The organism is Phreatobacter aquaticus (assembly GCF_005160265.1).
In the GTDB taxonomy this organism is placed as follows: domain Bacteria; phylum Pseudomonadota; class Alphaproteobacteria; order Rhizobiales; family Phreatobacteraceae; genus Phreatobacter; species Phreatobacter aquaticus.
Window position 1 is genome coordinate 1,843,941 of record NZ_CP039865.1, and the last position, 23,975, is coordinate 1,867,915.

19 protein-coding genes are annotated in these 23,975 nt (G+C 67.1%); 6 read left to right on the plus strand and 13 right to left on the minus strand.

The genetic code is table 11. The features are described 5' to 3' along the window. Positions 1-509: 509 nt before the first annotated feature. Together E8L99_RS08620 and rpiA are read right to left on the minus strand one after the other, a co-directional pair. Positions 510-1,070, minus strand: coding sequence for a DUF2059 domain-containing protein (locus tag E8L99_RS08620; RefSeq protein ID WP_137099154.1), 561 nt, complete (start codon positions 1,068-1,070; stop codon positions 510-512). 49 nt (positions 1,071-1,119) lie between these two features. Further along, positions 1,120-1,827, minus strand: coding sequence for a ribose-5-phosphate isomerase RpiA (rpiA, locus tag E8L99_RS08625; protein ID WP_137099155.1), 708 nt, complete (start codon positions 1,825-1,827; stop codon positions 1,120-1,122). A 166-nt stretch (positions 1,828-1,993) separates the two neighbouring features. On the opposite strand from rpiA, the gene E8L99_RS08630 reads away from it, so the two are divergent. Both E8L99_RS08630 and E8L99_RS08635 read left to right on the plus strand, forming a co-directional pair. Next, the gene (locus tag E8L99_RS08630; RefSeq protein ID WP_137099156.1) at positions 1,994-2,791 is read left to right on the plus strand and encodes a MipA/OmpV family protein; all 798 of its coding nucleotides are present in this window, start codon (positions 1,994-1,996) and stop codon (positions 2,789-2,791) included. A gap of 146 nt (positions 2,792-2,937) precedes the next feature. Continuing rightward, on the plus strand, positions 2,938-3,435 hold the full coding sequence (locus E8L99_RS08635) for a hypothetical protein (RefSeq protein WP_137099157.1): 498 nt from the start codon (positions 2,938-2,940) through the stop codon (positions 3,433-3,435). Between the two features lie 98 nt (positions 3,436-3,533). Here the strand turns inward: E8L99_RS08635 and E8L99_RS08640 are convergent, their stop codons facing one another. Continuing rightward, positions 3,534-5,273 carry an NAD+ synthase gene (locus tag E8L99_RS08640; RefSeq protein WP_137099158.1) on the minus strand — a complete coding sequence of 580 codons (1,740 nt, stop codon included), beginning with the start codon at positions 5,271-5,273 and terminating at the stop codon, positions 3,534-3,536. 228 nt (positions 5,274-5,501) lie between these two features. Here E8L99_RS08640 and E8L99_RS08645 point away from each other — a divergent pair, with 228 nt between their 5' ends. Further along, positions 5,502-6,362 carry an outer membrane protein gene (locus E8L99_RS08645; protein ID WP_137099159.1) on the plus strand — a complete coding sequence of 287 codons (861 nt, stop codon included), beginning with the start codon at positions 5,502-5,504 and terminating at the stop codon, positions 6,360-6,362. A gap of 88 nt (positions 6,363-6,450) precedes the next feature. Here the strand turns inward: E8L99_RS08645 and E8L99_RS08650 are convergent, their stop codons facing one another. Continuing rightward, positions 6,451-7,836: a class II 3-deoxy-7-phosphoheptulonate synthase gene (locus tag E8L99_RS08650; protein ID WP_137099160.1), complete on the minus strand. Its 1,386-nt coding sequence runs from the start codon at positions 7,834-7,836 to the stop codon at positions 6,451-6,453. Between the two features lie 310 nt (positions 7,837-8,146). Between E8L99_RS08650 and E8L99_RS08655 the strand changes: the two genes are divergently transcribed. Further along, positions 8,147-9,643 (plus strand): hypothetical protein, encoded by a 1,497-nt coding sequence (locus E8L99_RS08655; protein WP_137099161.1) that lies wholly within the window; start codon positions 8,147-8,149, stop codon positions 9,641-9,643. A gap of 192 nt (positions 9,644-9,835) precedes the next feature. On the opposite strand, the gene E8L99_RS08660 is transcribed toward E8L99_RS08655, so the two are convergent. Beyond that, the gene (locus E8L99_RS08660) at positions 9,836-10,849 is read right to left on the minus strand and encodes a fumarylacetoacetate hydrolase family protein (RefSeq protein WP_137099162.1); all 1,014 of its coding nucleotides are present in this window, start codon (positions 10,847-10,849) and stop codon (positions 9,836-9,838) included. 255 nt (positions 10,850-11,104) lie between these two features. Here E8L99_RS08660 and E8L99_RS08665 point away from each other — a divergent pair, with 255 nt between their 5' ends. Next, complete coding sequence (locus E8L99_RS08665) at positions 11,105-11,590, plus strand: MarR family winged helix-turn-helix transcriptional regulator (RefSeq protein WP_137099163.1); 486 nt, start codon at positions 11,105-11,107, stop codon at positions 11,588-11,590. A 56-nt stretch (positions 11,591-11,646) separates the two neighbouring features. Beyond that, positions 11,647-12,291 (plus strand): maleylacetoacetate isomerase, encoded by a 645-nt coding sequence (gene maiA, locus E8L99_RS08670; RefSeq protein WP_137099164.1) that lies wholly within the window; start codon positions 11,647-11,649, stop codon positions 12,289-12,291. A 1-nt stretch (position 12,292) separates the two neighbouring features. Here the strand turns inward: maiA and E8L99_RS08675 are convergent, their stop codons facing one another. The 8 genes from E8L99_RS08675 to urtB form a co-directional block, all read right to left on the minus strand. Further along, positions 12,293-12,667 (minus strand): hypothetical protein, encoded by a 375-nt coding sequence (locus tag E8L99_RS08675; protein WP_137099165.1) that lies wholly within the window; start codon positions 12,665-12,667, stop codon positions 12,293-12,295. 89 nt (positions 12,668-12,756) lie between these two features. After that, positions 12,757-14,967, minus strand: coding sequence for a transglycosylase domain-containing protein (locus E8L99_RS08680; RefSeq protein ID WP_137099166.1), 2,211 nt, complete (start codon positions 14,965-14,967; stop codon positions 12,757-12,759). 147 nt (positions 14,968-15,114) lie between these two features. Beyond that, a complete protein-coding gene (locus E8L99_RS08685; protein WP_137099167.1) occupies positions 15,115-17,922 on the minus strand; it encodes a [protein-PII] uridylyltransferase in 2,808 nt (935 codons plus the stop codon). Positions 17,923-17,992: 70 nt separating this feature from the next. Continuing rightward, positions 17,993-19,594 (minus strand): gamma-glutamyltransferase family protein, encoded by a 1,602-nt coding sequence (locus E8L99_RS08690; protein WP_137099168.1) that lies wholly within the window; start codon positions 19,592-19,594, stop codon positions 17,993-17,995. A 106-nt stretch (positions 19,595-19,700) separates the two neighbouring features. Next, the gene (gene urtE, locus E8L99_RS08695) at positions 19,701-20,396 is read right to left on the minus strand and encodes an urea ABC transporter ATP-binding subunit UrtE (protein ID WP_137099169.1); all 696 of its coding nucleotides are present in this window, start codon (positions 20,394-20,396) and stop codon (positions 19,701-19,703) included. Between the two features lie 3 nt (positions 20,397-20,399). Then, the gene (gene urtD / locus E8L99_RS08700) at positions 20,400-21,158 is read right to left on the minus strand and encodes an urea ABC transporter ATP-binding protein UrtD (RefSeq protein ID WP_137102028.1); all 759 of its coding nucleotides are present in this window, start codon (positions 21,156-21,158) and stop codon (positions 20,400-20,402) included. Positions 21,159-21,220: 62 nt separating this feature from the next. Next, positions 21,221-22,360 carry an urea ABC transporter permease subunit UrtC gene (urtC, locus tag E8L99_RS08705; RefSeq protein WP_137102029.1) on the minus strand — a complete coding sequence of 380 codons (1,140 nt, stop codon included), beginning with the start codon at positions 22,358-22,360 and terminating at the stop codon, positions 21,221-21,223. Then, complete coding sequence (gene urtB / locus E8L99_RS08710; protein WP_137099170.1) at positions 22,360-23,946, minus strand: urea ABC transporter permease subunit UrtB; 1,587 nt, start codon at positions 23,944-23,946, stop codon at positions 22,360-22,362. Before urtB ends, urtC begins: the two co-directional genes overlap by 1 nt. Positions 23,947-23,975 lie beyond the last annotated feature (29 nt).

Here is a 23,975-nt window from a genome sequence, read left to right on the forward strand (position 1 = left end):
ACGTCGCCGGCCTATCCATCCGAGAACGGACGTCATCCCCGGCGACCGAGGCGCCAGCCGAGGGAGGGAAGGGGATCCAGGGGCCGTCACGCCGCTCCGTCCGCGGCGAAGGGCCGGGCAAATCAGGCGGCAGAGGGGCACGCCGAGGGATTCTGACGAGCGGCCCCTGGACCCCCTTCCCTCGCTTCGCTCGCCGGGGGTGACAGTGTCAGAGCGGCGGGGCGTCCGCTGGTCCCGTCTTGCCCGCATCGCCGCGCCTGCGATGGGCCCACCCTCCCGGCGCGCCCTCTCCGCCGTCATGGCCGGGCTTGTCCCGGCCATCCACGTCTTTCCTTGCGCCTGCTGAATTGAAGTCGTGGATGCCCGCCACAAGGGCGGGCATGACGCGGTGAGGATGGCCCGCGCCAGGCCGCGTCGCGGCTCCCTGCGTCCAAAACGACAAAGCCCGGCGCGAGGCCGGGCTTTCGAAGGTGTTTCAACTGGCCAGGCCGCCTTGGCGCCCCTCGTCGTCAGAGGCGGATGCCGCGCTTGACGAATTCCTCGCGGAAGCGGGCGACGAGATCGCGGGTCACGATCTGGCTCCACTGCTGCGAGCGGGCAAAGGTCTCTTCCATGATGGAGGGGACAGTACGCACCAGCTTGGAACCCTCGGGCGACTGGTAGAACGCCTGGATCTTCCTCAGCTCCTCCACCGAGAAGCGCTGGGCATAGGCGGCCGAGATCGCCTGGATCAGTTCCTCGACGCGCGGCTGGAACTCGCCCTTGAGCTGGTCACCGACTTCGCTGAACTGGCGGCCGAGATCCGGATTGGTCGGCAGGAACATCGCCTTGGCCTGTTCGATGAACGCCGGAATGACGTTCTGGAACGAGGCGGTGGCGCCCGACAGCTCCACCACCTGGCGGGCAAGGGCGATGTGCTCCGGTGCGAGCTGCGGTGCGGCGGGGGCTGCCGGCGGGGCAGCCTGGGCGAGCAGGCTCGGCCGCGGGGCAGCGGGGCTCTGCTGCGCAAAAGCGCCGGAGGACGCAACGACGGCGGCCACGGCTGCGGCAGCAAAGGTACGGGCGAGCATCTGGAAAACTCCTCGAGCAGGCTTTGCGCTGCGGCGGACCGCAGGCAGCTTAGTGTCCGACACGTCCTACGATCTCTGCGCCTCCAGGGGAAGCTATGATCGCAAAAGTCGCCAGACCGATGAACAGGCCGTGTTCCACCACACCGGGCACGGAATGGAGGCGGGACGCGAGCCCGGCAGCGTCGGGAATCCGCGCGCAGGCCGCATCCAGGATCATGTGACCGCCGTCCGTGACGAAAACATGGCCGTCGGCCTTGGTCCGGACGGAAATGGGGCCGCTGCACCCAGCTTTCGCCAACACTGTCTCGATGGCGCGCCGCGTTGCGGCGAGGCCGAACATGTTGACCTCGATCGGCAAGGGAAAGCGCCCGAGAGCGTCGACCATCTTGCTCTGGTCGGCAATCACGATCATCCGGCCCGAGGCCGCAGCCACGATCTTCTCGCGCAGCAGCGCGCCGCCGCCGCCCTTGATCAGGTTGAGATCCGGGTCGATTTCGTCGGCGCCGTCGATGGTGAGATCGAGCTCGGGCGTCTCGTCCAGCGTCGTCAGAGGCACGCCAAGGCTTTCCGCCTGCTTGCGGGTGACTTCGGAGGTCGGCACGCCGATCACCCTCAGTCCGCCGCGGACACGCTCTGCCAGCAGATCGACGAAGTGCTTGGCCGTCGATCCCGTGCCGAGGCCGAGCCGCATGCCATCCTCGACGAAGGTCAGCGCCTTGGCGGCGGCATCGCGTTTCAGGGCTTCCGCATCGGTCATCGTTCAAGGCCTTCGCTGCTCGTGGAAAGCGCGATAGCGCGGCCAGGCCGCGAGGTCCAGAGCTGGCTTTGCCCATGCACGGCGAAATGGCGGCAAACCGCGCGAGGCCTTCGTTAACGAGGTCTCGCTAGGATCGTTCACATTGTCCGCAATCGCATCCGGTTCCATGCTGTCTCGCGCTCTCATCCTTGCCGCCGCTCTTGGTCTCGCCACTCTTCCCGCCTCGTCGCAGACCCTGCCCGAGGCCGCCAATGGCTGGACGGTGACGCTTGGCGGCACCGTCGCCGCCGTGCCCTTGTGGACGGGATCGAGCAGGCTCGGGCCGATGATCATGCCGCGCCTGTCGCTGAGGGCGCCCGGCGCTCCGGAACGCTTCTCCTCCTTCGATGACGGCATCTCGCCGGCCCTGGTCGATCTCGGCTGGTTTCGCCTTGGCCCGAATATCGGGATCGTCGGCGCCCGCCGGGCCGGCGACGACGCAAGGCTCGCCGGCCTCGCCAATGTCGGGCTGACCATCGAGGCCGGCGCCTTCGCCGAACTGTTCCCGGTGGAATGGCTGCGCCTGCGGGCGGCGGTGCGTCATGGCATCGGCGGCCACGCGGCGCTCGTCGGCAATGCCGGCGCGGATGTCATCTGGCGGCCCGCCCAGCGCTGGACCGTCTCGGCCGGGCCACGAGCCTTCTTCGGCAGCGACCGATACGCCTCCACCTATTTCTCGGTCTCGCCGACCGAGAGCCTGGCCTCGGGCCTCACCGCCTATTCTGCGCGCGGCGGGCTCCTGCGCTATGGCGCCGCAGCTCAGGTCGCCTACGCCTTCGATGGGGGCTGGACCGTCACCGGCTTTGCCGCCTACGAGCGGCTGACGGGAAGTGCGGCGTCAGCCCCGCTGGTCGCCCAGCGCGGCAGCGTCAACCAGCTGACGGTTGGGTCAAGCGTGACCTACTCGTTCACTCTGGGGCGGTAGGGCCTCTGCAAGGCCGACCGTCCGGTCAAAATGGGGTTGAGTTCCACCGCCTTGAAACCGGCATCCGATTGCTGCTTTGCTGCCGGCGCCACAACATAGCCCGCGAGCCGACGAACGTGTCTCAGGACAAGACTGCATCGGCCCGCATGGAAGTCCTGAAACAGAAGAACCAGGCCCGGCTGAAGCGCGGCGATGCCGCCTTGGTCCTCGGCCGGACCGCGCCTGTCGTGGCCGGTCTGTGCGACCGGTTCACGATCGCGGTCGACGCGGACCACGCGATCGAACTGGCCCGATTCGGCGGTCGCTTCCCCCAGCGCGGTGACTGGTACACGAAGGGCCTATGCTACGGCCCGCCGCACGGGTCCGTGACGCAGGAGGCGCTTGCCGAGATCATCGCCGCGGAAGACCTGTCGGGATGGGTCGAGTTCTACGCGCGAACCCCGAACACCGGCGTGGCGATCATCATCGGCGTTGACACTGCCGCCTTGCCGGATCTGATCCCCGCCCTGCTCGACATGGATCAGCTGCCCGACGCGCGCTATGCGGAAACGCCGCAGTTGGACGACTGCTGGATCATCAATCGCGCTGCGCAATGGGGCCTGTTGCTCTGGCACGAGGGCCGGATCGTGCTGGAACGGCTGTAGCCGGCAATGGGCCGGGCCCGGCCCGGAACGAAATCCTTGTCGGGATCGATGCCATGATCGCCAACCGGTGGATCGGAGAATAGGCGCTGAAAGAGCGCCTAGAAATCCACCACGTCGAGCTTCGGCGTCGCGTTCGGGCTCACGACGGCCATGTCGGGTTGCGGCACGGGCTCGCCGAGATCGCGGAAGCGGTTGACGATCGGATAGCGGCGGTCGCGGCCGAAATTGCGCGCCGTCACCTTAACCCCGGGGGCCGCCTGCCGCCGCTTGTATTCGGCGATGTTCAGGAGCCGCTCCACCTTCTTGACGGTCTCCAGGTCATAGCCCTCGGCGACGATGGACGCGACGGAGGCCTCGCGCTCCACCAGCCGCTCCAGGATCGCGTCGAGCACGTCATAGGGCGGCAGCGAGTCCTGGTCCTTCTGGTTCTCGCGCAGCTCCGCCGTTGGCGGCTTGACGATGATGTTGACCGGGATCACCTCGCCGTCGGGCCCGAGCGCGCGGGCCGGCTTCCAGCGGTTGCGCAGCGCCGAGAGGCGGAACACCTCGGACTTGTAGAGGTCCTTGATCGGATTGTAGCCGCCGTTCATGTCGCCATAGATCGTGGCATAGCCGACAGACATCTCGCTCTTGTTGCCGGTGGTCACCACCATGGCGCCGAACTTGTTGGAGATCGACATCAGGATCGTGCCGCGGGCGCGGCTCTGCAGGTTCTCCTCCGTGATGTCGCGGCTGGTGCCCTTGAACAGGGGCGCGAGCGAGGATTCCAGCCCTTCGACCGCCGCCGAGATCGGCACGATGTCGTAGCGGACACCCAGCGCGCGGGCGCAGGCGAAGGCGTCCTTCAGCGATTCCTCCGATGTGAACCGGTAGGGCAGCATGACGCAATGGACCCGGTCCGGCCCGAGCGCATCGGCGGCCATCGCCGCGCAGATGGCGGAATCGATGCCGCCCGACAGGCCCAGCACCACGCCGGGGAAGCGGTTCTTCTCGACATAGTCGCGCAAGCCCAGCACGCAGGCGGCGTAATTGGCCTCGTCGCCGGTCTCATGGGCATGGACCGGGCCGGAGAAGCGCCAGGTGCCGTCCTGCTTGGTCGCCTCGACCATGGCGATCTGCTCGACGAAGGCGGGAAGCTGCAGGCCAAGCGAGCGGTCGGCATTGACCGCCAGCGAGGCGCCGTCGAACACCAGTTCGTCCTGGCCGCCGATCTGGTTCACATAGAGGAACGGCAGGCCGCTCTCGGTGATCCGCGCGACGATCGTGCTCATCCGCTCGTCATAGACGCTCTCGCGATAGGGCGAGCCGTTCGGCACGATGATCATCTCGGCGCCGGTCTCCGACAGCGTCTCGACGACTTCCGCGCCCCAGATGTCCTCGCAGATCGGCACGCCGATGCGCACGCCGCGCACATTGATCGGGCCGGGCAGGGGGCCTGGCGCGAACACGCGCTTCTCGTCGAACACCGAGTAATTGGGCAGGTCGACCTTGTAGCGTACCGCCTGGATCAGGCCGGCATCGCAATAGACCGCTGCATTGAACACCCGGCCCTGGTCGACCCATGGCGTGGTGACGATCATCGCCGGGCCGCCATCGGCGGTATCGCGGGCAAGCGCTTCCGTGGCCTGCCGGCAGGCCGCCTGGAAGGCCGGCTTCAGCACCAGGTCCTCCGGCGGATAGCCCGAGATGAACAGCTCCGAGAACACGACGAGGTCGGCGCCCGCCGCCACCGCATCGGCGCGTGCGCCGCGGGCTTTCGCGAGATTGCCTGCGACATCGCCCATGATCGGGTTCAGCTGGGCGACGGCGATGCGGAACGAGGTCGGGGTCTGGGTCATGGCACCAGATGTAACGCGCGCCCGCGCTGTTCTCAACGGACCCTGCGGATGGCGGCGATGCCGTGATGACGCAACGGCGCGTTAATGTCCATGAACGAAACGTAAATATTGCAGGCAGAACAAATGGTTGAGGCCTATCAGACTTAACCGGACGGTAACCTTGATGATTGATGAATAGGAGCCACGAGATTGCGGTTCGTCCGATGCGGACCGGCGGAGGAGGCAAAGATGGCGACGCGTTTCAGGATCGCTTCGGGCCTGGCGGCAATGGTTCTGGCGATGGGGCTTGGCGCTCAGGCCGAGGCTGCCGACATGGCGCTGCGCGGCTCCCTGCCGGGCTATGAATCGACTGGTCCGACCTGGTCGGGCGCCTATATCGGCGCCTTTGGCGGCGCGGGCACGATGAACATGAGTGTCCAGAACGCCGGCAAGAACTATGTCAACAATGTCCTGAACGGCTATGCCTTCGCTGACGGCACTGCGCAGTCCACGGCGATCTCGAACATCCTCCACCTCAACCCGGTCACCTCCGCGCCGAAAGTGTTCGGTGCCTTCGTCGGCTATCAAGTCCAGTACGAAGATGCCGTTGTTGGCATCGAGTTCGACTATACGAGGCTGATCCGCGGCAATGGCGGCACGTCCAGCTTCACGCCGCCGGCATCCCTGGTGTTCTCCGGCGATGCCTATACCGACGCTGTCCTGTCGACCACATCCGTCACCGCCCAGCTCCACGACTACTGGAGCGCGCGTGCCCGCTTCGGCTGGGCTTTCGGACGCCTCATGCCCTTTGCCACCATCGGCCCGGTGGTCGCTCGCGGCTCGACCAGCTTCGGCTACAGCGCGACCTGCGTGCGCACCGGCACCGACACGACCAGCGGGTCCACCCAGTGCATCGGCGGCTCAGGGCTCATCACGGCCAGTCAGCCGAACCGCATCAGCTTCGGCTGGACCGCCGGTGCGGGCGTCGAAGCCCTCCTGACCGACAACATCTTCCTGCGCGCCGAATATCAGTTCGTGAACATTCCGAGCCTTGGCGGCGTGCCCGTCACGCTGCAGGTCGCCCGCGCGGGCCTGGGCGTGAAATACTGACAGCGGCTGCAAGGCGTCCCGAACCAACCAAAAGGCCCGCCCGGTCACCCGGGCGGGCCTTTCTGATTGAGACGAGCTGGCCGCAGCCTTATTCGGCGGCCTCGCGCACCATCGGCCCGCGCGACAGGCGCTGGCGCTTCAGCATCTCGGCCACCTTGAACGACACTTCCAGCGCCTGCTCGGCATTGAGACGCGGGTCGCAATGGGTGTGGTAGCGGTCCGACAGGTCGAGATCGGTGATCGCGGCACGGCCGCCGGTGCATTCGGTGACGTTCTTGCCGGTCATTTCCAGATGGATGCCGCCGGCATAGGTGCCCTCGGCCTCGTGGATCTGGAAGAAGTGCTCGATCTCGCCCATGACCAGGTCGAAGGGGCGGGTCTTGTAGCCGCTCGCCGCCTTGATCGTGTTGCCGTGCATCGGGTCGCAGGACCACACGACCGTGCGGCCTTCACGCTCCACCGCCCGGATGAGCGCCGGCAGATGCTTCTCCACCTTGTCGGCGCCGAACCGGCAGATCAGCGTGATGCGCCCGGCCTTGTCCTCGGGGTTCAGGGCATCGAGCAGCTTCAACAGGCCGTCGCTGTCGAGGCTCGGGCCGCACTTGAAGGCGATCGGGTTCTGCACGCCGCGGAAATACTCGACATGGGCATGGTCGGGCTGGCGCGTGCGGTCGCCGATCCACAGCATGTGGCCTGAGGTCGCGTACCAGTCGCCGCTGGTGGAATCGACGCGGGTCAGCGCCTCCTCGTAGCCGAGCAGCAGCGCCTCGTGGCTGGTATAGACCTCGGTCGTGCGCAGTTCCGGATGGGCTTCCGGGTTGATGCCGCAGGCGCGCATGAAGTCCAGCGCTTCCTGGATCCGCTCGGACAGGTGGCGGTACTTGTCGTTCGCCGGCGTGTCCTTGACGAAGCCGAGCATCCACTTCATCGCGTTGTCGAGATTGGCATAGCCGCCATAGGCAAACGCGCGGATGAGGTTCAGCGTCGCCGCCGACTGGCGATAGGCCATGGCCTGGCGCGCCGGGTCCGGCTCGCGGGCCTCGGGCGTGAAGGCGATGTCATTGATGATGTCGCCGCGATAGGACGGCAGGGTCACGCCGTCGATCGTCTCGTTGTCCGACGAGCGCGGCTTGGCGAACTGGCCGGCGACGCGGCCGACCTTCACCACCGGCATGCCGGCGGCATAGGTCATGACGACCGCCATCTGGAGGAAGGCGCGGAAGAAGTCGCGGATATTGTCGGCGCCGTGCTCGGCGAAGCTCTCGGCGCAATCGCCGCCCTGGAGAAGGAAGGCCTCGCCCTTGGCGACTTTCGCGAGAGACTTCTTCAGATTGCGCGCCTCGCCTGCAAAAACCAGCGGCGGAAACCCGGACAAGCGCTTCTCGACGTCCTGAAGAGCAGCCTGGTCCTTGTAGACCGGCGCCTGCAGGATCGGCTTCGACCGCCAGCTCGACGGGCTCCAACGCTCGCCCATGACACTTCCCCTTCGACAATGCGCAGATCAGCCTGCGCGAAAAGTTGATCGCCCAAGACCAGCCGTTGGGTACGGTCTGACCGGGATCGGGGCTTATACACGACGATCAGGATGGGAGCGAGGGCAAGTTGGACGGGAACCAATGGGCCTTATGGACATTGCTGTCTTTGGCGCGTCGTGCGGGACCTGCATGCCTTGCGGCATCCGGGCAGCCGCGGATGGGTGCCCGACACGCGACTGCGATTGCGTTCGTGCCGCCAGTCTTGTACCCCGCGACCACCGAGCCTGAGACCGACCTCCGAGGCCTGACATGAATCGTGCTTTGCGCACCGCCCTGCTGACGGCTGCTGCTTCTGTCACCCTCGGCCTGTCCTGGCCAGCGATCGCGCAGGCGCCGGTGCATCGCTTCGATGTCACGGCCGATGCCCCCGCCTGCATCGCCGAGCCGAAGCCCGCCTGCACTGCCGAACTGGCGCTCGCCGCTGCCCGTGAGGAAAGCGAAGGCTGGGCGGCAACGGCCGCCTTCGAGGCCTTCCTGTCGACCGATCCGAACCTTGCCGAGCGCGACCGCTGGATGGCCCGTTACGAGGCCTGGGCGCAGGTCGCAACCGTCGACGGCATCAAGGAGCGCATCATCCCGGTTCGGGCCGAGCATCTTGCCCGCAAGGGCGATTTCGCCGGTGCCTATCGCGAACTCGGCCTCGACCGCGCAACCCCCGACGCCATGGCCGAGCCTTCGGTGCTGATCCTCGACGAGGCCCGAGCCGGCCGCGTGCGCGACGTGCTGCCGCGCATCGAGCGTCTGGTGGAAAGCGACAGCCGCGACGACCTGCGCATCGAGGTGCTGGAAATCGCGCTCGCCCGTGCACCCGCTGATGCCGATGCCGTGGCAGCCGCCGTTCGCGACCGGTTCTCGCGCCGCATGGCGCAGGCGCTCCAGGCTGGCGCCCGCGGCGATCCGGCCATTGCCCGCTCGATCGACGAATGGGCCAAGGGCGCCCGCGCCAATCAGACCGCCCCCTTCGACGATGCCGAGACGGCGCGCCGCGACCCCTGGGACGCCTATCTGCGCGGCGCTATCGCCGCCAACAATCTCGAGAGCTTCAAGGCCGGCATCGCCGCGCGCCCGCCGTTCAACACCTCGGCAGACGCCGAATCTGCCTCCAAGCTGCTGCGCATCCTGATGCGCGAGGGCCGTGCCGAATGGCTGGGCGTGCTGGCGCCGGCCCTCAAGCTGCCGGACGGCGATACTGTCTCGGTCGACGAGGATATCGGCCCGATGCGCAACCTGCCGGTTGAGCGGCTGCGCGCCGTGGCGGCGGCTGCCGCCGCGACCGGCCCTTCCGGCGGTGCCATCACCGACACCGCAATCGAGATGCTGGTGGCACGCGGCGCCGTCGACGAGGCGCGCGAGTTGTTCGTCAGCGCAGGCCGGCTCGACGAGATCAACCGGGTCACCTTCGACCAGGAGCGCATCGGAGTGGTCTTCGAGACGCTCTGGCGGTCCATTGTCGGCCGGGGCCCGAAGCCGGTCGTTGACGCGCTGGCTGCCCGCATCACCTCGCCCGGCGCCCGCGAATACATGGCCAAGGTCGAGCGCCTGACAGCGCGGATGAACCAGATCGCCGCCGGTAACAAGGGCGAGGAGCCCGCCGACGACGAATGGGCGATCATCCTGGATGTTGCGGTCGCCACCGCCGATCCCGTGGTCATGACCAAGATCGCCGCCGCCATGAAGGATCCGGGCCTGCGCTCCACCGCCTTCGTGCAGGTGACGCGTTTCCTGTGGGATCGCGCGGGGCGGTAGACCGCTTGCGGCGTGGTCGGAAGACCTGCGCGACAGCCTCACTCTCCCAGCGAGGCGACATCCAGAACCCATCCGTCGTCATGACCGGGCGCCCCTCTTCACCTCTCCCCAACGGGGCGAGGTGAAGGTCGTGCCGGCTGAGGCCGCCGTCCAGGACCCCGGCGACGCCAGAAGCTGCCCGGTCAGCCCTCCTTACGGATGGTGCTTCCTGACGATCTGGTCGATGGCGCCGAAGATCGAGTGCCCCTTGGCGTCCTTCATCTCCAGCCGAATCGTGTCGCCGAACATCATGAAGGGCGTCTTCGGCTGGCCCTCGCGGATGGTCTCGACCGTGCGCTGTTCCGCGATGCAGACATAGCCGAGGCCGTCCTCGGTGATCGGCAGGCCGGGGCCGCCGTCAGCATCGCGGTTGGACACGGTGCCCGAGCCGACAATCGTGCCGGCCGCCAGGGTCCGGGTGCGGGCGGCATGCGCGATCAGCGTGCCGAAGTCGAAGGTCATGTCGGTGCCGGCATTGGGCTTGCCGAAGGGCTGGCCGTTGAGGAAGGCGAGCAGTGGCCGGCTGAGCTTGCCACCGGCCCAGGCATCGCCCAGTTCGTCGGGCGTCACCGCGACGGGTGAGAAGGCGGAGGCCGGCTTCGACTGGAAGAAGCCGAAGCCCTTGCCGAGCTCACCGGGAATGAGGTTCCGGAGGCTGACATCATTGGTCAGCATGACGAGGCGGATCAGGCCACGGGCTTCGTCCGGAGTCACGCCCATCGGCACGTCGTCGGTGACAACCGCGATCTCGCCCTCGAAGTCGATGCCATGAGCCTCGTCCGGCAGGGTGATCGGATCACGGGGCCCGAGGAAACTGTCGGAGCCGCCCTGGTACATCAGCGGATCGGTCCAGAACGACTGCGGCATCTCGGCGCCGCGAGCCTGGCGGACCAGGGCCACGTGGTTCACATAGGCCGAGCCATCGGCCCATTGATAGGCGCGCGGCAGGGGGCTGGCGCAATCATGCTCGTGGAAGCGGAACGACGGCACGGAGCCGTGCTCCAGCTGCTCGGCAAGCGCTTCCAGTCGGGGAGCATAGTGCGCCCAGTCATCAAGGGCGCCCTGCAGGGTGGCAACGATCGGGAAGGCGTCGGTAGCGCGGGTGAGGTCGCGCGAGACGACGACCAGGCGGCCGTCGCGGCCGTGCTTGAGCGAAGCGAGTTTCATGGAGCCGGCCCCCCGTATCTGGTATCATGCTTGTCCGGTCGGGTTCGGCCGGGGACCTATATGAGCGTGTCCGGCGGGTCATTGCCAGAGCCTTGGTCTCTTCCAATGGAGAGAGGCGGAGCAGAGGCTCCTGCGCCGGAGCTTGAAGTGTCCGGCATGTTCCACGACACCTCCGGCTGCGGGACCCGCGCGTTGCGGTGCGGCGGCAGGGGTCCTAGGCTGCGCGCGAACCGCTTGTCGCTCCGGAAACCCCTGATGTCTCCCCGCTCCCATGGCCGGCTCGAACTTGAGACATTCCTGCCCTATCGGCTGAATGTGCTGGCCTCCGTCGTCAGCCAGGGCCTCTCCAGCGTCTATGCCGAGCGCTATGGCATCGGCATCCCGGAATGGCGCGTCATGGCGACGCTCGGTCAATTCGGCACGCTGACCGCCAAGGTGATCGGCGCCCATAGCCGCATGCACAAGACCAAGGTGTCCCGCGCCGTTGCGGCCCTGTCCGAGCGCGATCTTCTGGAGAGACGCGCCAACGAACAGGATCTGCGGGCCGCCTTCCTGACGCTCTCCCCGGCGGGCCGCGCCATCTATGACGACCTCGTGCCGGTGGCGAAGGCCTATGCCGAGGCGCTGACAGAGGGCCTCAACGCCGGCGAACGCGCGGTGCTCGACCGGCTGGTCACAGCCCTGACCGAGCGGGGCCTCAGGCTGATGGGTGCGCCACTCGACGATACATCCGACGCTTGAGGGCATGGCGCGGCTGGCGCTCTCCGCCTAGTCTCCTGATCGGGGAGCAAACGGCCATGAAACTCTACACCTACTTCCGGTCCACCGCCGCCTTCCGCGTGCGTATCGCCCTGCATCTGAAGGGCATTCCCTACGAGCCGGTGCCCATCCACCTGGTGCGCGACGGCGGCGAGCAGAAGAAGCCGAGCTACCGCGCGATCAATCCGCAGGGCCGGGTGCCGAGCCTGGAGATCGCCGCGCCCGGCGGGCCGACCGTGCTGACCCAGTCGCTGGCGATCATCGATTATCTCGACGAGACGGTCCCCGAGCCGCCGCTGCTGCCGAAGGATCCGATCCTGCGGGCCCGCATCCGGGCTGTCGCCCAGATCGTCGCCTGCGACATCCATCCGGTGAACAATTCCGGCACGATCGCCTATCTGAAGTCGGCTGTCGGCGCGCCGCAGGACGTGGTCGACCGCTGGTACGCCCATTTCCTGCGCGACGGGCTGGCCGCCGTCGAGCAACTGATCGAGCCCGGCCCCTATGCCTTCGGCGCGGCGGTGACGCTTGCCGATCTCTGCGTCGTGCCGCAGGTGTTCAATGCCTGGCGGTTCAAGGTTCCGGTCGACGACTTCCCGAAGATCATGGCGGTGACGGAGGCCTGCCTCAAGCTCAAGGCCTTTGCCGATGCGCGGCCCGAAGCGCAGCCGGACGCCGAATAGTCTAGCGGCCGAGCAGCCGCGCCAGAGCTCCGCGGCTGCGCTGCACCTGGGCAGGTCCCGACGAGATCGAGGAGCCCCAGCTCTGCAGACGGGGCAGGGCGGGATTGAGCTTGCGCATGATCAGATGCGCCAGCAGCGACAATCCGAGGATCCAGCCGGCACCGATCACCCAGACGGCGAAGACAGCCGACAAGCCGGCGCCGCGCAACTGGCTGGCGATCCAGGCGAACGTGTAGGGCTCGGGGGCGAAGCCCGGTACTGCGCCGACGCTCGCCGCGCCGGAGCCGAACAGATCGACCAAGCCATGGGCGAGCCAGGCGATCAGGGTCCAGGCCACCAGCCCCAGCAATGTTGCCCAGCGAAGCGCCCTGCGCATGGTCGAAAACCCCCTCTTGCCCAGCGGCATGCCGGCGCAACGCATGTGGGGGGCGTGGCGTTCCGTGCCAAGGGTGCGACCGTCAGGTTCTAGCGGAACAGGCGGTCCAGGAAGCCATTGCCGGCGGGCGGGCGGATGACATCGCCGCGATTGTCGGGTTCGGCGGGACGGCCGCCAGCGCGCCGGGCGGCCGGCGCATCGACACGCGAGAGCACCATGGGCTGGTCCAGGGCATCACCCGGGAGAATGCGCGAGGGCGCATTGAACTGGCGCCAGTTGCCGGGAAGGTCGACCACCTGCTGGCCGCGATGGGCTTCCGCCATCACCCGGTTCCAGATCTCGACAGGCAGTCCGCCGCCGGTCAGCCGCTTGGTTGGCTGGCCGTCATCATTGCCTAGCCAGACACCGGTGACATAGCGGCCGGTATAGCCGACGAACCAGGCATCGCGGAAATCCTGGCTTGTGCCGGTCTTGCCGGCCGTGGTCCATCCGGCGAGCCTGACGGTGCGCGCCGTGCCCGAGGCGACTGTCTCGTGCATCATGGCATTCATCATGCCGACATGACGCGCTTCCACCACCTGACCCGCATTCATCGGCCGCCGCTCGAACAGGGTGCGGCCATTGGTGGTGCGGATGCGGGTGATGACATGGGGCATCACGCCGATGCCGCCATTGGCGAAGGGCGTATAGGCACCGGTCAGTTCCAGGAGATTGACCTCCGACGTTCCGAGCGCGATCGACGGATTGGCCTCCAGCCTGGAACCAATGCCGAGACGCTGCGCCACGCGCACCACGCTGCGCGGGCCGACCTCGGTGCCGAGCCTGACGGCAACCGTGTTGAGCGATGCGGCGAGCGACGTGGTCAGCGTGACTTCGCCGCGATAGTCGCGGGTATAGTTCTCGGGCCGCCATCCCGCGATCTGCACGGGCGCATCTGTGCGGATCGTGTCAGGCGTCAGGCCGCGCTCCAGCGCCGCCAGATAGACGAAGGCCTTGAATGACGAGCCCGGCTGGCGCCTCGCGGCCGTCGCGCGGTTGAACTGGCTTTGCTGGTAGTCACGGCCACCGACGAGGGCTCTCACAGCGCCATCGGCGCCAAGGGTCACGACAGCGCCCTGACGGACGTCGAACCGGGTGCCGCTGCGCGCCAGGGTCTCGTTCAGGGCCGTCTCCGCTGCCTGCTGGAGGGGGGCGACGATCGTCGTCTCGACCACCAGATCTGTCTCGACCTTGCCGACATAGTCGTCGATCAGGTCCATGATCCAGTCGGCGACATAGTTGATCGATCCGCTGGCGGCCGTCCGGTTGGTCCGCGCGGGATTGGCGATGGCGCTCTTGGCGACGGTCTCGGTGATATAGCCCTGCTCGGCCATGGCGGCGAGCACCAGTTGCGAGCGCGCCTCCGCGGCTTCGGGATTGCGGGTGGGGGCCAGCCGCGACGGCGCCTTGACCAGGCCGGCAATGGTGGCCGCTTCCTGGACCGTCAGGGCGGTTGCCGGCTTGTCGTAATAGCGCCGCGCCGCGGCCTCGATGCCATAGGCGCCGGCGCCGAAATAGACGCGGTTCAGATAGAGTTCGAGGATCTGGTCCTTGGAGTAGTTGCTCTCCAGCCAGAGCGCGAGCAGCGCCTCCTGGATCTTGCGGCCCATGGTGCGGTCGGGCGTCAGGAACAGGTTCTTGGCGAGCTGCTGGGTCAGCGTCGAGCCGCCCTGCGAGACGCCGCGATTGGTGATGTTGGTGACGACGGCGCGGGCAAGACCCACCACGTCGATCCCAAAATGCGAATAGAAGCGCCGATCCTCGATGGAGATCAGGGCCTGCGGCACGTGTCTTGGCAAGCTGCGCAACTGGACGGCCGCGCCGCCCGTGTCGCCCCGATTGGCAAGTTCGGAGCCCTCCGCCGAGACGATCGCTATGTTCGGCGGCCGGGGCGGCACTTCCAGTGTGTGGGTCGGCGGCAGGCGAGCGGCATACCAGGCGACCACGCCGCCCATGATGATCAGGGCCCAGACAGAGGCTGTCAGGCCCCAGACCACGAGAGTACCAAGGATGCCGCGGCGGCGTTTGCGACGCTGACCACGCTCCTCGCGGGACGCCGGACGGGCCTTGGCCTTGCGGCCCTTGTCGCGCGGCGGCTCCTGGATCTCGTCGGGCTCGGGACGGCGGGCGCGGGTCTTCTGGGGCGTTGCGACGCGCACCGACGGCCGATCCTCGGGCATGGCGCGCAGGTCCATGCCACCGCGGCCCGTGCCAAAGCTCGGTTCGATCCGTCCGCCGTCGCCGCGCTTGCCCCGTGCCATCGCCCTGTTGAGCCGCCAAATTCTCTTGAACCACCCAATGAGGGGTCAAGGCGAGGTAAACAAGGCGCAATGAAGGGGCCGTTAAGGCTATCAGGCGGCGCCGCCCGATCCTCCGTCAGGGTAAATGACCGTTTACTGTGTGCCGGCTCAGCGATCGTCCTCGAGCACGCTGATCAGCACCTTTCGGATCGCCGCCTGCCTTTGCGCGGTCTGAATCTTCGCGCCCATCAGGTCGGTCACGTAGAACACGTCGACGGCCTTCTCGCCGAAGGTGGCGACATAGGCCGAGGCGATGTTGAGACTGTGGCGCGACAGCGCGGCGGTCAGATCGTGCAGAAGGCCGGGACGGTCGAGGCCGGAGACCTCGATCACCGTGTAGCGGTTCGACCAGGTGTTGTTGATCGCCACCTCGGTCGGAATGCGGAAGGTCCGGGACCGCTGGCGCGATCCGGCCTTGCGGGCGACCGCGGCCACCGCTTCCCCGACCTTGATCTCACCGCGCAGCGCCTTCTCGATGCCGTCTGCGATGCGCTTGGCGCGCCGCTCCTCGTCATCGTCGCGGTCGAAGCCGCGGGTGATCGAGATCGTGTCGAGGGCGAGCCCGTCGGTCGTCGTGTAGATTTGCGCGCCGACGATATTGGCGCCGGCGGCCGCGCAGGCCCCCGCAATGATCGATAGCAGGCGCGGATGATCCGGTGCCAGCACCGTCAGATGCGTCACGCCCTGGCCGGGGACGAGATCGACGCGGCTCGCCAGCGAGCGCCCGGCAGCCTCGGTCTCCATCAGGAAGCGGGCATGTTCGATCTTGGTCGCGAGGTCGACCTTGAGCCAGTAGGCCGCGTAGTGACGGCCGATATAGCTCTCCAGTGCAGGGCCTGGGAGGTCCGACAATCCCTCTGCAGCGGCCTTGCGGAACTGTTCCTGCGCGATTTCAACGCGCCTGGAGCGGTTGACCTCGGAGAAGCCGCCGGTGACCACCGGCTCCGTCTCGTAATAGAGCGTGCGCAGGAGCTGGCTCTTCCAGCCGTTCCAGACGCCGGGGCCGACCGCGATGATGTCGGCGGTGGTGAGGATCAGGAGCAGCTTCATGCGCTCGAGCGACTGCACGACGCCCGCGAAGGTCTCGATGGTCTTGCGCTCGCTGAGGTCACGCGACTGCGCGATGGTCGACATGACCAGGTGCTCCTCGACCAGCCAGGCGACGGTTTCCGTCTCCGCCTTGGTCAGCCCGAAGCGGGGGCCGAGCTTGCGCGCGATCTTGGCGCCCGCCACCGAATGGTCCTCGGGGCGGCCCTTGGCAATGTCGTGCAGGAACAGCGTGATGTAGAGCAGGTCGCGGTTGCGCGGTTGCACCGTCTGGATGAGCTCGGCCGCAAGCCCCAGGCTCGGATCGCCGCCGCGCTCGATCTGCTGAAGCGTGCCGATGCAGCGCAGCAGATGCTCGTCCACCGTGTAGTGGTGGTACATGTTGAACTGCATCATCGCGACGACGCGGCCGAATTCCGGCACGAAACGGCCGAGCAGGCCCGCTTCGTTCATCCGCCGCAGCACCACTTCCGGCGTGTTGGCCGAGGTGACGATGGCGACGAACAGTTCGTTGGCGGTGGCATCGTTGCGCAGCTTGTCGTCGACGAGCTTCAGCGAGCGGGTCAAGAGGCGCATGGCGTCTGGATGCAGCGCCAGATTGTAGCGGTCGGCGAGCGCGAAGATGCGGATGAGATTGACCGGATCGCGCGCGAAGGCCTGATCGTCAGAGACCGTGATCCGGTCATGGTCGATCTGGAAATCGGTGCTTTCCTTGAAGCCGCGGCGCGACTTCGGCCTGAGCCTGGCGATGAAGCGGTCGAGAACGGGGGCGGGCTTCTCGTGCCGCTCCTCCAGCTCTGCGCAGAGGATGGCGGTGAGGTCGCCGACATCCTTGGCGGTCAGGAAATAGTGCTTCATGAACCGCTCGACATCGACCAGGCCGTTATGGCCGCGATAGCCGAGGCGGGGCGCGAGTTCGCGCTGGAGGTCGAAGGACAGGCGCTCCTCGGCACGTCCGGTGAGGAAGTGAAGGTGGCAGCGCACCGTCCAGAGGAACTTCTCGCAGCGGCGGAACATCTGCGCCTCGCGGCGCGTGAACACGCCCTTCTTGGCGAGCTCCTCGTCGGTCTTCACCCGGTAGGCATAGCGGGCGATCCAGAACAGCGTGTGCAGGTCGCGGAGACCGCCCTTGCCATCCTTGACGTTGGGCTCGACCAGATAGCGCGATTGGCCGGTCTTGCGGTGGCGCTCGTCGCGCTCGGCGAGCTTGGCGGCGACGAAATCCGCGACCGTTCCCTGCACGACTTCGGCGTCGAAGCGCCGCTCCAGCTCCTTGAACAGCTTGGTGTCGCCGAGAATGTAGCGGGATTCCAGCAAAGCCGTGCGGATCGTCTGGTCGGCGCGCGCCTGTCGGATGCACTCGTCCACCGAGCGGGTGGCGTGGCCGACCTTCAGCCCCATGTCCCATAGGCAGTAGAGGATCGCCTCGGCGACGCTCTCGCCCCAGGCCGTCTGCTTGTAGGGCAGGAGGAACAGGAGATCGATGTCGGAGCCCGGCGCCAGCATGCCCCGGCCATAGCCGCCGGTCGCGACCACGGTCATGTGCTCGCCGGACGAGGGGTTGTCGGAGGGATAGAGCGCCTTGACGATCCAGTCATAGACGACGCGGATCACGTCATCCTGGAACAGTGACAGCGATTCCGCGCAGGACCGTCCGTCGGAATCGGCGATCAGCCGCTGCTCGGCGAGCTTGCGGGCTTCCGTCAGGCGTCGCTTGAGGATCTGGACGACTTCGGATCGGGCGTCGCGGGTGTTCCCCGCCTTGACCTTGATAGCGGCAAGCTCGCGGGCAAGGTCGGCGCGATCGGCCAGCGGCGAATGGTCGGCGATCCGTCTCGGGGCCGGCAGCGGGGAAAGAGTCGAATCCATGGTGTCTCGCGAAGCAGGCAGCGACCTTACGCGCTTCGCGGAACGCGCGCGACAGTCAACAGCGCAAGGGTCAGAGGCCGGCAGCTCCGCCGTCGGCGCGCGGGTCATGGGCGCCCGACAGGGTCTGGTCCGTGTGCCACGTGACGCCGCCGGCATGGCCCATCGTGTCCGAATAGGCCTCGGGGATCAGCTCTGCCTGATGGCCCATGCGCTCCAGCGCCGAGACCAGGCTCTGCTCGAAGCGGCCCTCCAGCCGAAGCCCGGTGACGGAAGAGCCCCAGGTGCGGCCGAGAAGCCAGCGGGGCCGGTCGAGCGCCTCCTCCAGCGGCACGCCGTGGCGGACGTGGCGCTCGAACACCATGGCCTGGGTCTGCGGCTGGCCCTCGCCGCCCATCGTGCCATAGGCGAACACGCGGCCGTCCTTGAGCGCGGCCAGCGCCGGATTGAGCGTGTGGAACGGCCGGCGGCCCGGCTGCAGCGGGTTCAGCGCCTTCTCGTCCAGCGCGAAGCTGGAGCCGCGGTTCTGCATCAGGAAGCCGGTCGACGGCGAGACACAGCCCGAACCGAATTCCCAATAGATCGACTGGATATAGGAGACGACGCGTCCCTCGGAATCAGCTGCGCCCATCCAGATCGTGTCGCCGGGTTGAGCGCGCTGCGGCCAGGGCAAGGCCTGGTCCATGCTGACGGCTCGCGCCTCGCGGTCGAGCACATCGGCTGCCAGATAGCCCTGCGGATGCCCTGCCAGATGGTCGAAATCGGTGACGAACCGGTCGCGGATCATGAAGGCGCGCTTGGTGGCCTCCACCAGGCGGTGGACGAAGGCGAGGCTCTCGGGCTTCACCGGCCCATGCATCTGCTCCAGCCGATCGACGATGCCGAGGATCATCAGGGACGCCAGCCCCTGCGTCGGCGGCGGCATGTTGAACACCTGGCCGAGCGAATGGGTGAGCTGGAGTGGCTCGCGCTCCACCGCATAATAGGCCTGCAGGTCGTCGCGCGTCACCGGCGAGCCGATCGCCTCCAGGTCTTTGGCAAGTTCGCGGCCAATATCGCCGCGATAGGCATCGTTGAACCCCGTGCGGGCCAGATGGTCGAGCGAGGCTGCAAGCGCCGTCTGCTTCATCATCGTGCCGGCCGCCGGCGCCTTGCCGTCGACCAGGAACGTGTCGGCGAATCCCGGGCAATCCTTCAGCTCGAACAGCTTGTCGATCGTCAGCCGCTCCTGCGAGGCCGAGACCGCGTAGCCGTTGCGCGCCGCCCGGATTGCCGGTTCCAGCAGCACATGGCGCGGCAGGTTGCCACCGGCACCCTTGGCCATGGCATTGGCGAGACGCCAGCCGCCGATCGCGCCGGGAACTGTCAGGGCTGCCAGCGGTCCGCGTGTCGGGATCTCGTAGAGACCCCGGTCCCAATAGTGCCGCATGGTGGCCTGGCTGCCGGCAAAGCCGCAGGCCTCGATGCCGTGCACCTTGCCGTTCGGCTGGCGGATCAGCCAGAAGCCGTCGCCGCCGACATGGGTCATGTGGGGATAGACCGCCGCGATCGTCGCTGCCGCCGCGATCATCGCCTCGATGGCATTGCCGCCCTCGGCAAGGATCTGGCGCCCGGCCTCGGCGGCGGCGTGATGGGGGGCTGCGACGACGCCGCGGGAATAGGGGCCTTGGGCCATGCGATGCAATCTCCGGTTCGCCCCGAGGATAGACCATCCGGCCGCATGGCGCGAAGCCGTTCCGTGGCCGTGAGCGATCGGACGTCAGAGGACGCGGGAAGAGCTGTCAGAGCGCCATCGACTGGCCGAGCGCTTCCTTGGTCACGTCCTGCTTCGGGCCGGACAGCACGACGCGTCCGCGCTCCATCACGGCGAAGCGGTCGCCGAGTTCATGGGCGAAGTCGAGATATTGCTCGACCAGCAGGATGGCGATGTCGCCCTTGCCCCGCAGATAGAGGATGGCCCGGCCGATATCCTTGATGATCGATGGCTGAATGCCTTCGGTGGGTTCATCCAGCACCAGCAGCCTTGGCCGCGTCACGAGCGCGCGTCCGATGGCGAGCTGCTGCTGCTGGCCGCCGGACAGATCGCCGCCGCGCCGGCCGAGCATGTCCTTGAGAACCGGAAACAGCGAGAAGATGTCGTCGGGGATCGAGCGGTCGGAGCGGCGGAGCGGTGCAAAGCCCGTCTCCAGGTTCTCCTTCACCGTCAGCAGCGGGAAGATCTCGCGGCCCTGCGGCACATAGGCAATGCCGCGGCGGGCGCGCTCGAAGGGCGGCATCCGCGTGATATCGCGCCCCTCCCACAGGATCTCGCCGCCCGAGATCGGCTGATGGCCGATGATCGCACGCATCAGCGAGGTCTTGCCGACGCCGTTGCGGCCGAGCACGCAGGTGACGGCGCCCGGCACGACCTCCAGCGACACGTCGCGCAGCGCTTGCGCCGCGCCGTAGTGGAGATCGACGTTCTTCACCTCAAGCATAGATCACCGCCCCAGATAGACTTCGACGACGCGGTCGTCGGAACTGACCTGATCGAGCGTGCCCTCGGCCAGAACCGAACCTTCATGCAGGCAGGTAACCTTCACGCCGAGGTCGCGGATGAAGCCCATGTCGTGCTCGACGACGACGACGGAATGCGTCTTCGCGATGTCCTTGAGCAGGTCGGCGGTGGCGGCGGTCTCCGCATCGGTCATGCCGGCGGCCGGCTCGTCGACCAGCAGGAGCTTCGGATCCTGGGCGAGCAGCATGCCGATCTCCAGCCATTGCTTCTGACCGTGGGAGAGATCGCCGGCGAGCCGGGCCCGGTGATCGCCGAGCCGTACGATGCCGAGGATCTCGTCGACACGGGCCATGATCGGGGCCGAATGCAGCGAGAACAGCGTGCCGAAGACGGAGCGGTCGGCTTTCACCGCCATCAGCACATTGTCTTCCACCGTATGGCTCTCGAACACGGTCGGCTTCTGGAACTTCCGGCCGATGCCGAGATTGGCGATGGCCGTCTCGTCGAGCTGGGTCAGGTCGATGTCGCCATTGAAGATGACGTCGCCGGTATCCGGCTTGGTCTTGCCGGTGATGATATCCATCATCGTGGTCTTGCCGGCGCCGTTGGGGCCGATGATCGCCCGCATCTCTCCGGGCGCGATGATCAGCGACAGGTTGTTGATGGCCCGGAAGCCGTCGAAGGTCTTCGACACGCCATCCAGATAGAGCAGCGACTGCGTCACCGCATGGGGCCGTGTCATCGCCGTGACGGGTGAAGCCGGAGGCTGGGTATCCACGGGATCGATCAGCATGGTGCCCTCCCTCACTTCGTGGCTTCGGCCGCGGCCTCGGCCGCAGGCGTCGGTGCGGCCTGCCGCGATGTCCACCAGCCGGTGAAGGTGCCGAGCACGCCCTTGGGCAGGAACAGGGTGACGAAGACGAACAGGCCGCCGAGCGCGAACAGCCAGGCCTGCGGGAAGGCGCCGGTGAACCAGCTCTTGGCGAAGTTGACGATGCCGGCGCCGAGCGCCGCCCCCACCAGCGTGCCGCGGCCGCCGACCGCCACCCAGATGATCGTCTCGATGGAATTGGCAGGCGAGAACTCGCTCGGATTGATGATGCCGACCTGGGGCACGTAGAGCGCACCCGCCACCCCCGCCATGATCGCAGAAACCGTCCAGACGAACAGCTTGTAGTTCTCCACCCGGTAGCCGAGGAACCGGGTGCGGGCCTCCGCATCCCGGATGGCGATCAGGATTTTGCCGGCCTTCGAGGTGACGATCGCGCGGGCGGTGAGGTAGCCGAGCATCAGCGCGATGACCGAGAGCGAGAACAGGACGGCGCGGGTCGACTGCGCCTGGATGTTGAAGCCCAGGATGTCCTTGAAGTCGGTCAGGCCATTGTTGCCGCCGAAGCCCATGTCATTGCGGAAGAAGGCGAGCAGCAGCGCATAGGTCAGCGCCTGGGTGATGATCGACAGATAGACGCCGGTGACGCGTGAGCGGAAGGCGAACCAGCCGAACACGAAGGCGAGCAAGCCCGGCACCAGGCAGACCATGAGCATGGCATAGGGGAAGGACGAGAAGCCCCACCAGGTCAGCGGCAGTTCCTTCCAGTTCAGGAACACCATGAAGTCGGGCAGGAGCGGATTGGCGTAGACGCCGCGCGGGCCGATCTGCCGCATCAGGTACATGCCCATGGCATAGCCGCCGAGCGCGAAGAAGGCGCCATGCCCGAGCGACAGGATACCGCAATAGCCCCAGACGAGGTCGACGGCGACCGCCAGCAGGGCATAGGTCATGTACTTGCCCCACAGCCCCAGCGCCGTATTCGACACGTGGAAGAACGAGCCGGGCGTGAGCAGCAGGTTGGAGGCCGGCACGAGCACGGCGATGAGCGCCAGCAGAACCAGGAACACCCAGCCGGAACGGTCGATCTTTTCGAACAGGAAACGGCTGAGCATCATTCCACCGCCCGTCCCTTGAGGGCGAACAGGCCCCGCGGACGCTTCTGGATGAACAGGATGATGAAGACGAGCAGCACGATCTTGCCGAGCACCGCGCCTGCATAGGGTTCGAGGAACTTGTTGGCGATGCCGAGCGTCATGGCGCCGACCAGCGTGCCCCAGAGATTGCCGACGCCCCCGAACACCACGACCATGAAGCTGTCGATGATGTAGCCCTGGCCAAGATTGGGGCTGACATTGTCGATCTGGCTCAGCGCCACACCGGCAAGGCCGGCAATGCCCGACCCGAGCCCGAAGGTGAAGGCATCGACCCAGTTGGTGCGGATGCCCATGGCACCCGCCATGCGTCGGTTCTGGGTCACTGCGCGGGTCTGCAGGCCGAAGGGGGTCCGCTTCAGCACCATCAGCAAGGCGGCAAAGACCAGTCCGGTGAAGATGATGATGGCCAGGCGGTTGGACGTGATGGCGAGATGGCCGATCTCGAACGAGCCCGACATCCAGGACGGCGTGGAGACCTCGCGGTTGGTCGGGCCGAACCACGAGCGCACGGCCTGCTGGAGGATGAGGCTGACGCCCCAGGTCGCGAGCAGCGTCTCCAGCGGCCGCCCATAGAGGTGGCGGATGATGCCGCGCTCGATGGCGACACCGATGGCGCCGGAGACCAGGAAGGCGAGCGGGATGGCGACCAGCAGCGATGCGTCATTCAGGGCCGGCAGGAAGGTGCGGATCGCCTGCTGCACGACGAAGGTCGTGTAGGCGCCGATCATCACCATCTCGCCATGGGCCATGTTGATGACGCCCATCACGCCGAAGGTGATGGCAAGGCCGATGGCGGCCAACAGCAGCACGGAGCCGAGCGAGATGCCGTACCAGACGTTCTGGGCGGCCTCCCACACGACCAGCGAGCGGCGCACCGCGACGATGGCGTTCTGGGCGGCCTCCTTGACGCGCGGGGAGGTGTCGGCCGGAAGCGAGCCTAGCATGGCAAGCGCATCCTGGTCGCCGCGGCGCTGGATCACGCCGATGGCGTCGATACGCTGGGCCTCGGGCGCGGACGGATCGAATACCAGGATGGCGGCGCGGGCCTCTTCCATCAGGCTCTTGATCCGCGGGTCGCGCTCTTGCGCGATGGCCTTGGTGATGGTGGCGAGCGCGGTCGCGTCCTTCGACTTGAACACGGCCTCGGCGGCGGAGGCGCGGCGGGCGGCATCCGGATGCATCAGTGACAGGGCGCCGACGGCCGCCTCGATGGCGCGGCGGACATTGTTGTTGAGGCGCACCGGCCGGGTCGTCTCAGGCGTCGCCGGCGAGCCATCGATCGCATCGACGAAGGAGCCGTTGGCCTGCCGGATGAACACGACGCGGTCGCCCTGCCGGTAGACGAGGTTGCTGTCGCGCAAGGCCTCGATCACGGCGGCGGCGCGCGGCGAACCGGAGGCGGCAAGCGCCGTCACGGCATTGGCGATCTCGCCGAAATTCTCGGTGGCAAAGCGCTGGATCAGTGCGGAATTGTCCTGGGCCCGGACTGGCTGGATGCCGAGGGCTGCAATCAGGATGGTCGCGAGCAGGAGCAAACGTCGCATCGGTCATCCGGGAAAATGCGCGAGTCCGG

Excerpts from the sequence above, each read along its gene's own strand:
- E8L99_RS08620 (WP_137099154.1), bottom strand. The coding sequence starts at position 1,070 with ATGCTCGCCCGTACCTTTGCTGCCGCAGCCGTGGCCGCCGTCGTTGCG.
- rpiA (WP_137099155.1), bottom strand. The coding sequence starts at position 1,827 with ATGACCGATGCGGAAGCCCTGAAACGCGATGCCGCCGCCAAGGCGCTG.
- E8L99_RS08630 (WP_137099156.1), top strand. The coding sequence starts at position 1,994 with ATGCTGTCTCGCGCTCTCATCCTTGCCGCCGCTCTTGGTCTCGCCACT.
- E8L99_RS08635 (WP_137099157.1), top strand. The coding sequence starts at position 2,938 with ATGGAAGTCCTGAAACAGAAGAACCAGGCCCGGCTGAAGCGCGGCGAT.
- E8L99_RS08640 (WP_137099158.1), bottom strand. The coding sequence starts at position 5,273 with ATGACCCAGACCCCGACCTCGTTCCGCATCGCCGTCGCCCAGCTGAAC.
- E8L99_RS08645 (WP_137099159.1), top strand. The coding sequence starts at position 5,502 with ATGGCGACGCGTTTCAGGATCGCTTCGGGCCTGGCGGCAATGGTTCTG.
- E8L99_RS08650 (WP_137099160.1), bottom strand. The coding sequence starts at position 7,836 with ATGGGCGAGCGTTGGAGCCCGTCGAGCTGGCGGTCGAAGCCGATCCTG.
- E8L99_RS08655 (WP_137099161.1), top strand. The coding sequence starts at position 8,147 with ATGAATCGTGCTTTGCGCACCGCCCTGCTGACGGCTGCTGCTTCTGTC.
- E8L99_RS08660 (WP_137099162.1), bottom strand. The coding sequence starts at position 10,849 with ATGAAACTCGCTTCGCTCAAGCACGGCCGCGACGGCCGCCTGGTCGTC.
- E8L99_RS08665 (WP_137099163.1), top strand. The coding sequence starts at position 11,105 with ATGTCTCCCCGCTCCCATGGCCGGCTCGAACTTGAGACATTCCTGCCC.
- maiA (WP_137099164.1), top strand. The coding sequence starts at position 11,647 with ATGAAACTCTACACCTACTTCCGGTCCACCGCCGCCTTCCGCGTGCGT.
- E8L99_RS08675 (WP_137099165.1), bottom strand. The coding sequence starts at position 12,667 with ATGCGCAGGGCGCTTCGCTGGGCAACATTGCTGGGGCTGGTGGCCTGG.
- E8L99_RS08680 (WP_137099166.1), bottom strand. The coding sequence starts at position 14,967 with ATGGCACGGGGCAAGCGCGGCGACGGCGGACGGATCGAACCGAGCTTT.
- E8L99_RS08685 (WP_137099167.1), bottom strand. The coding sequence starts at position 17,922 with ATGGATTCGACTCTTTCCCCGCTGCCGGCCCCGAGACGGATCGCCGAC.
- E8L99_RS08690 (WP_137099168.1), bottom strand. The coding sequence starts at position 19,594 with ATGGCCCAAGGCCCCTATTCCCGCGGCGTCGTCGCAGCCCCCCATCAC.
- urtE (WP_137099169.1), bottom strand. The coding sequence starts at position 20,396 with ATGCTTGAGGTGAAGAACGTCGATCTCCACTACGGCGCGGCGCAAGCG.
- urtD (WP_137102028.1), bottom strand. The coding sequence starts at position 21,158 with ATGACACGGCCCCATGCGGTGACGCAGTCGCTGCTCTATCTGGATGGC.
- urtC (WP_137102029.1), bottom strand. The coding sequence starts at position 22,360 with ATGCTCAGCCGTTTCCTGTTCGAAAAGATCGACCGTTCCGGCTGGGTG.
- urtB (WP_137099170.1), bottom strand. The coding sequence starts at position 23,946 with ATGCGACGTTTGCTCCTGCTCGCGACCATCCTGATTGCAGCCCTCGGC.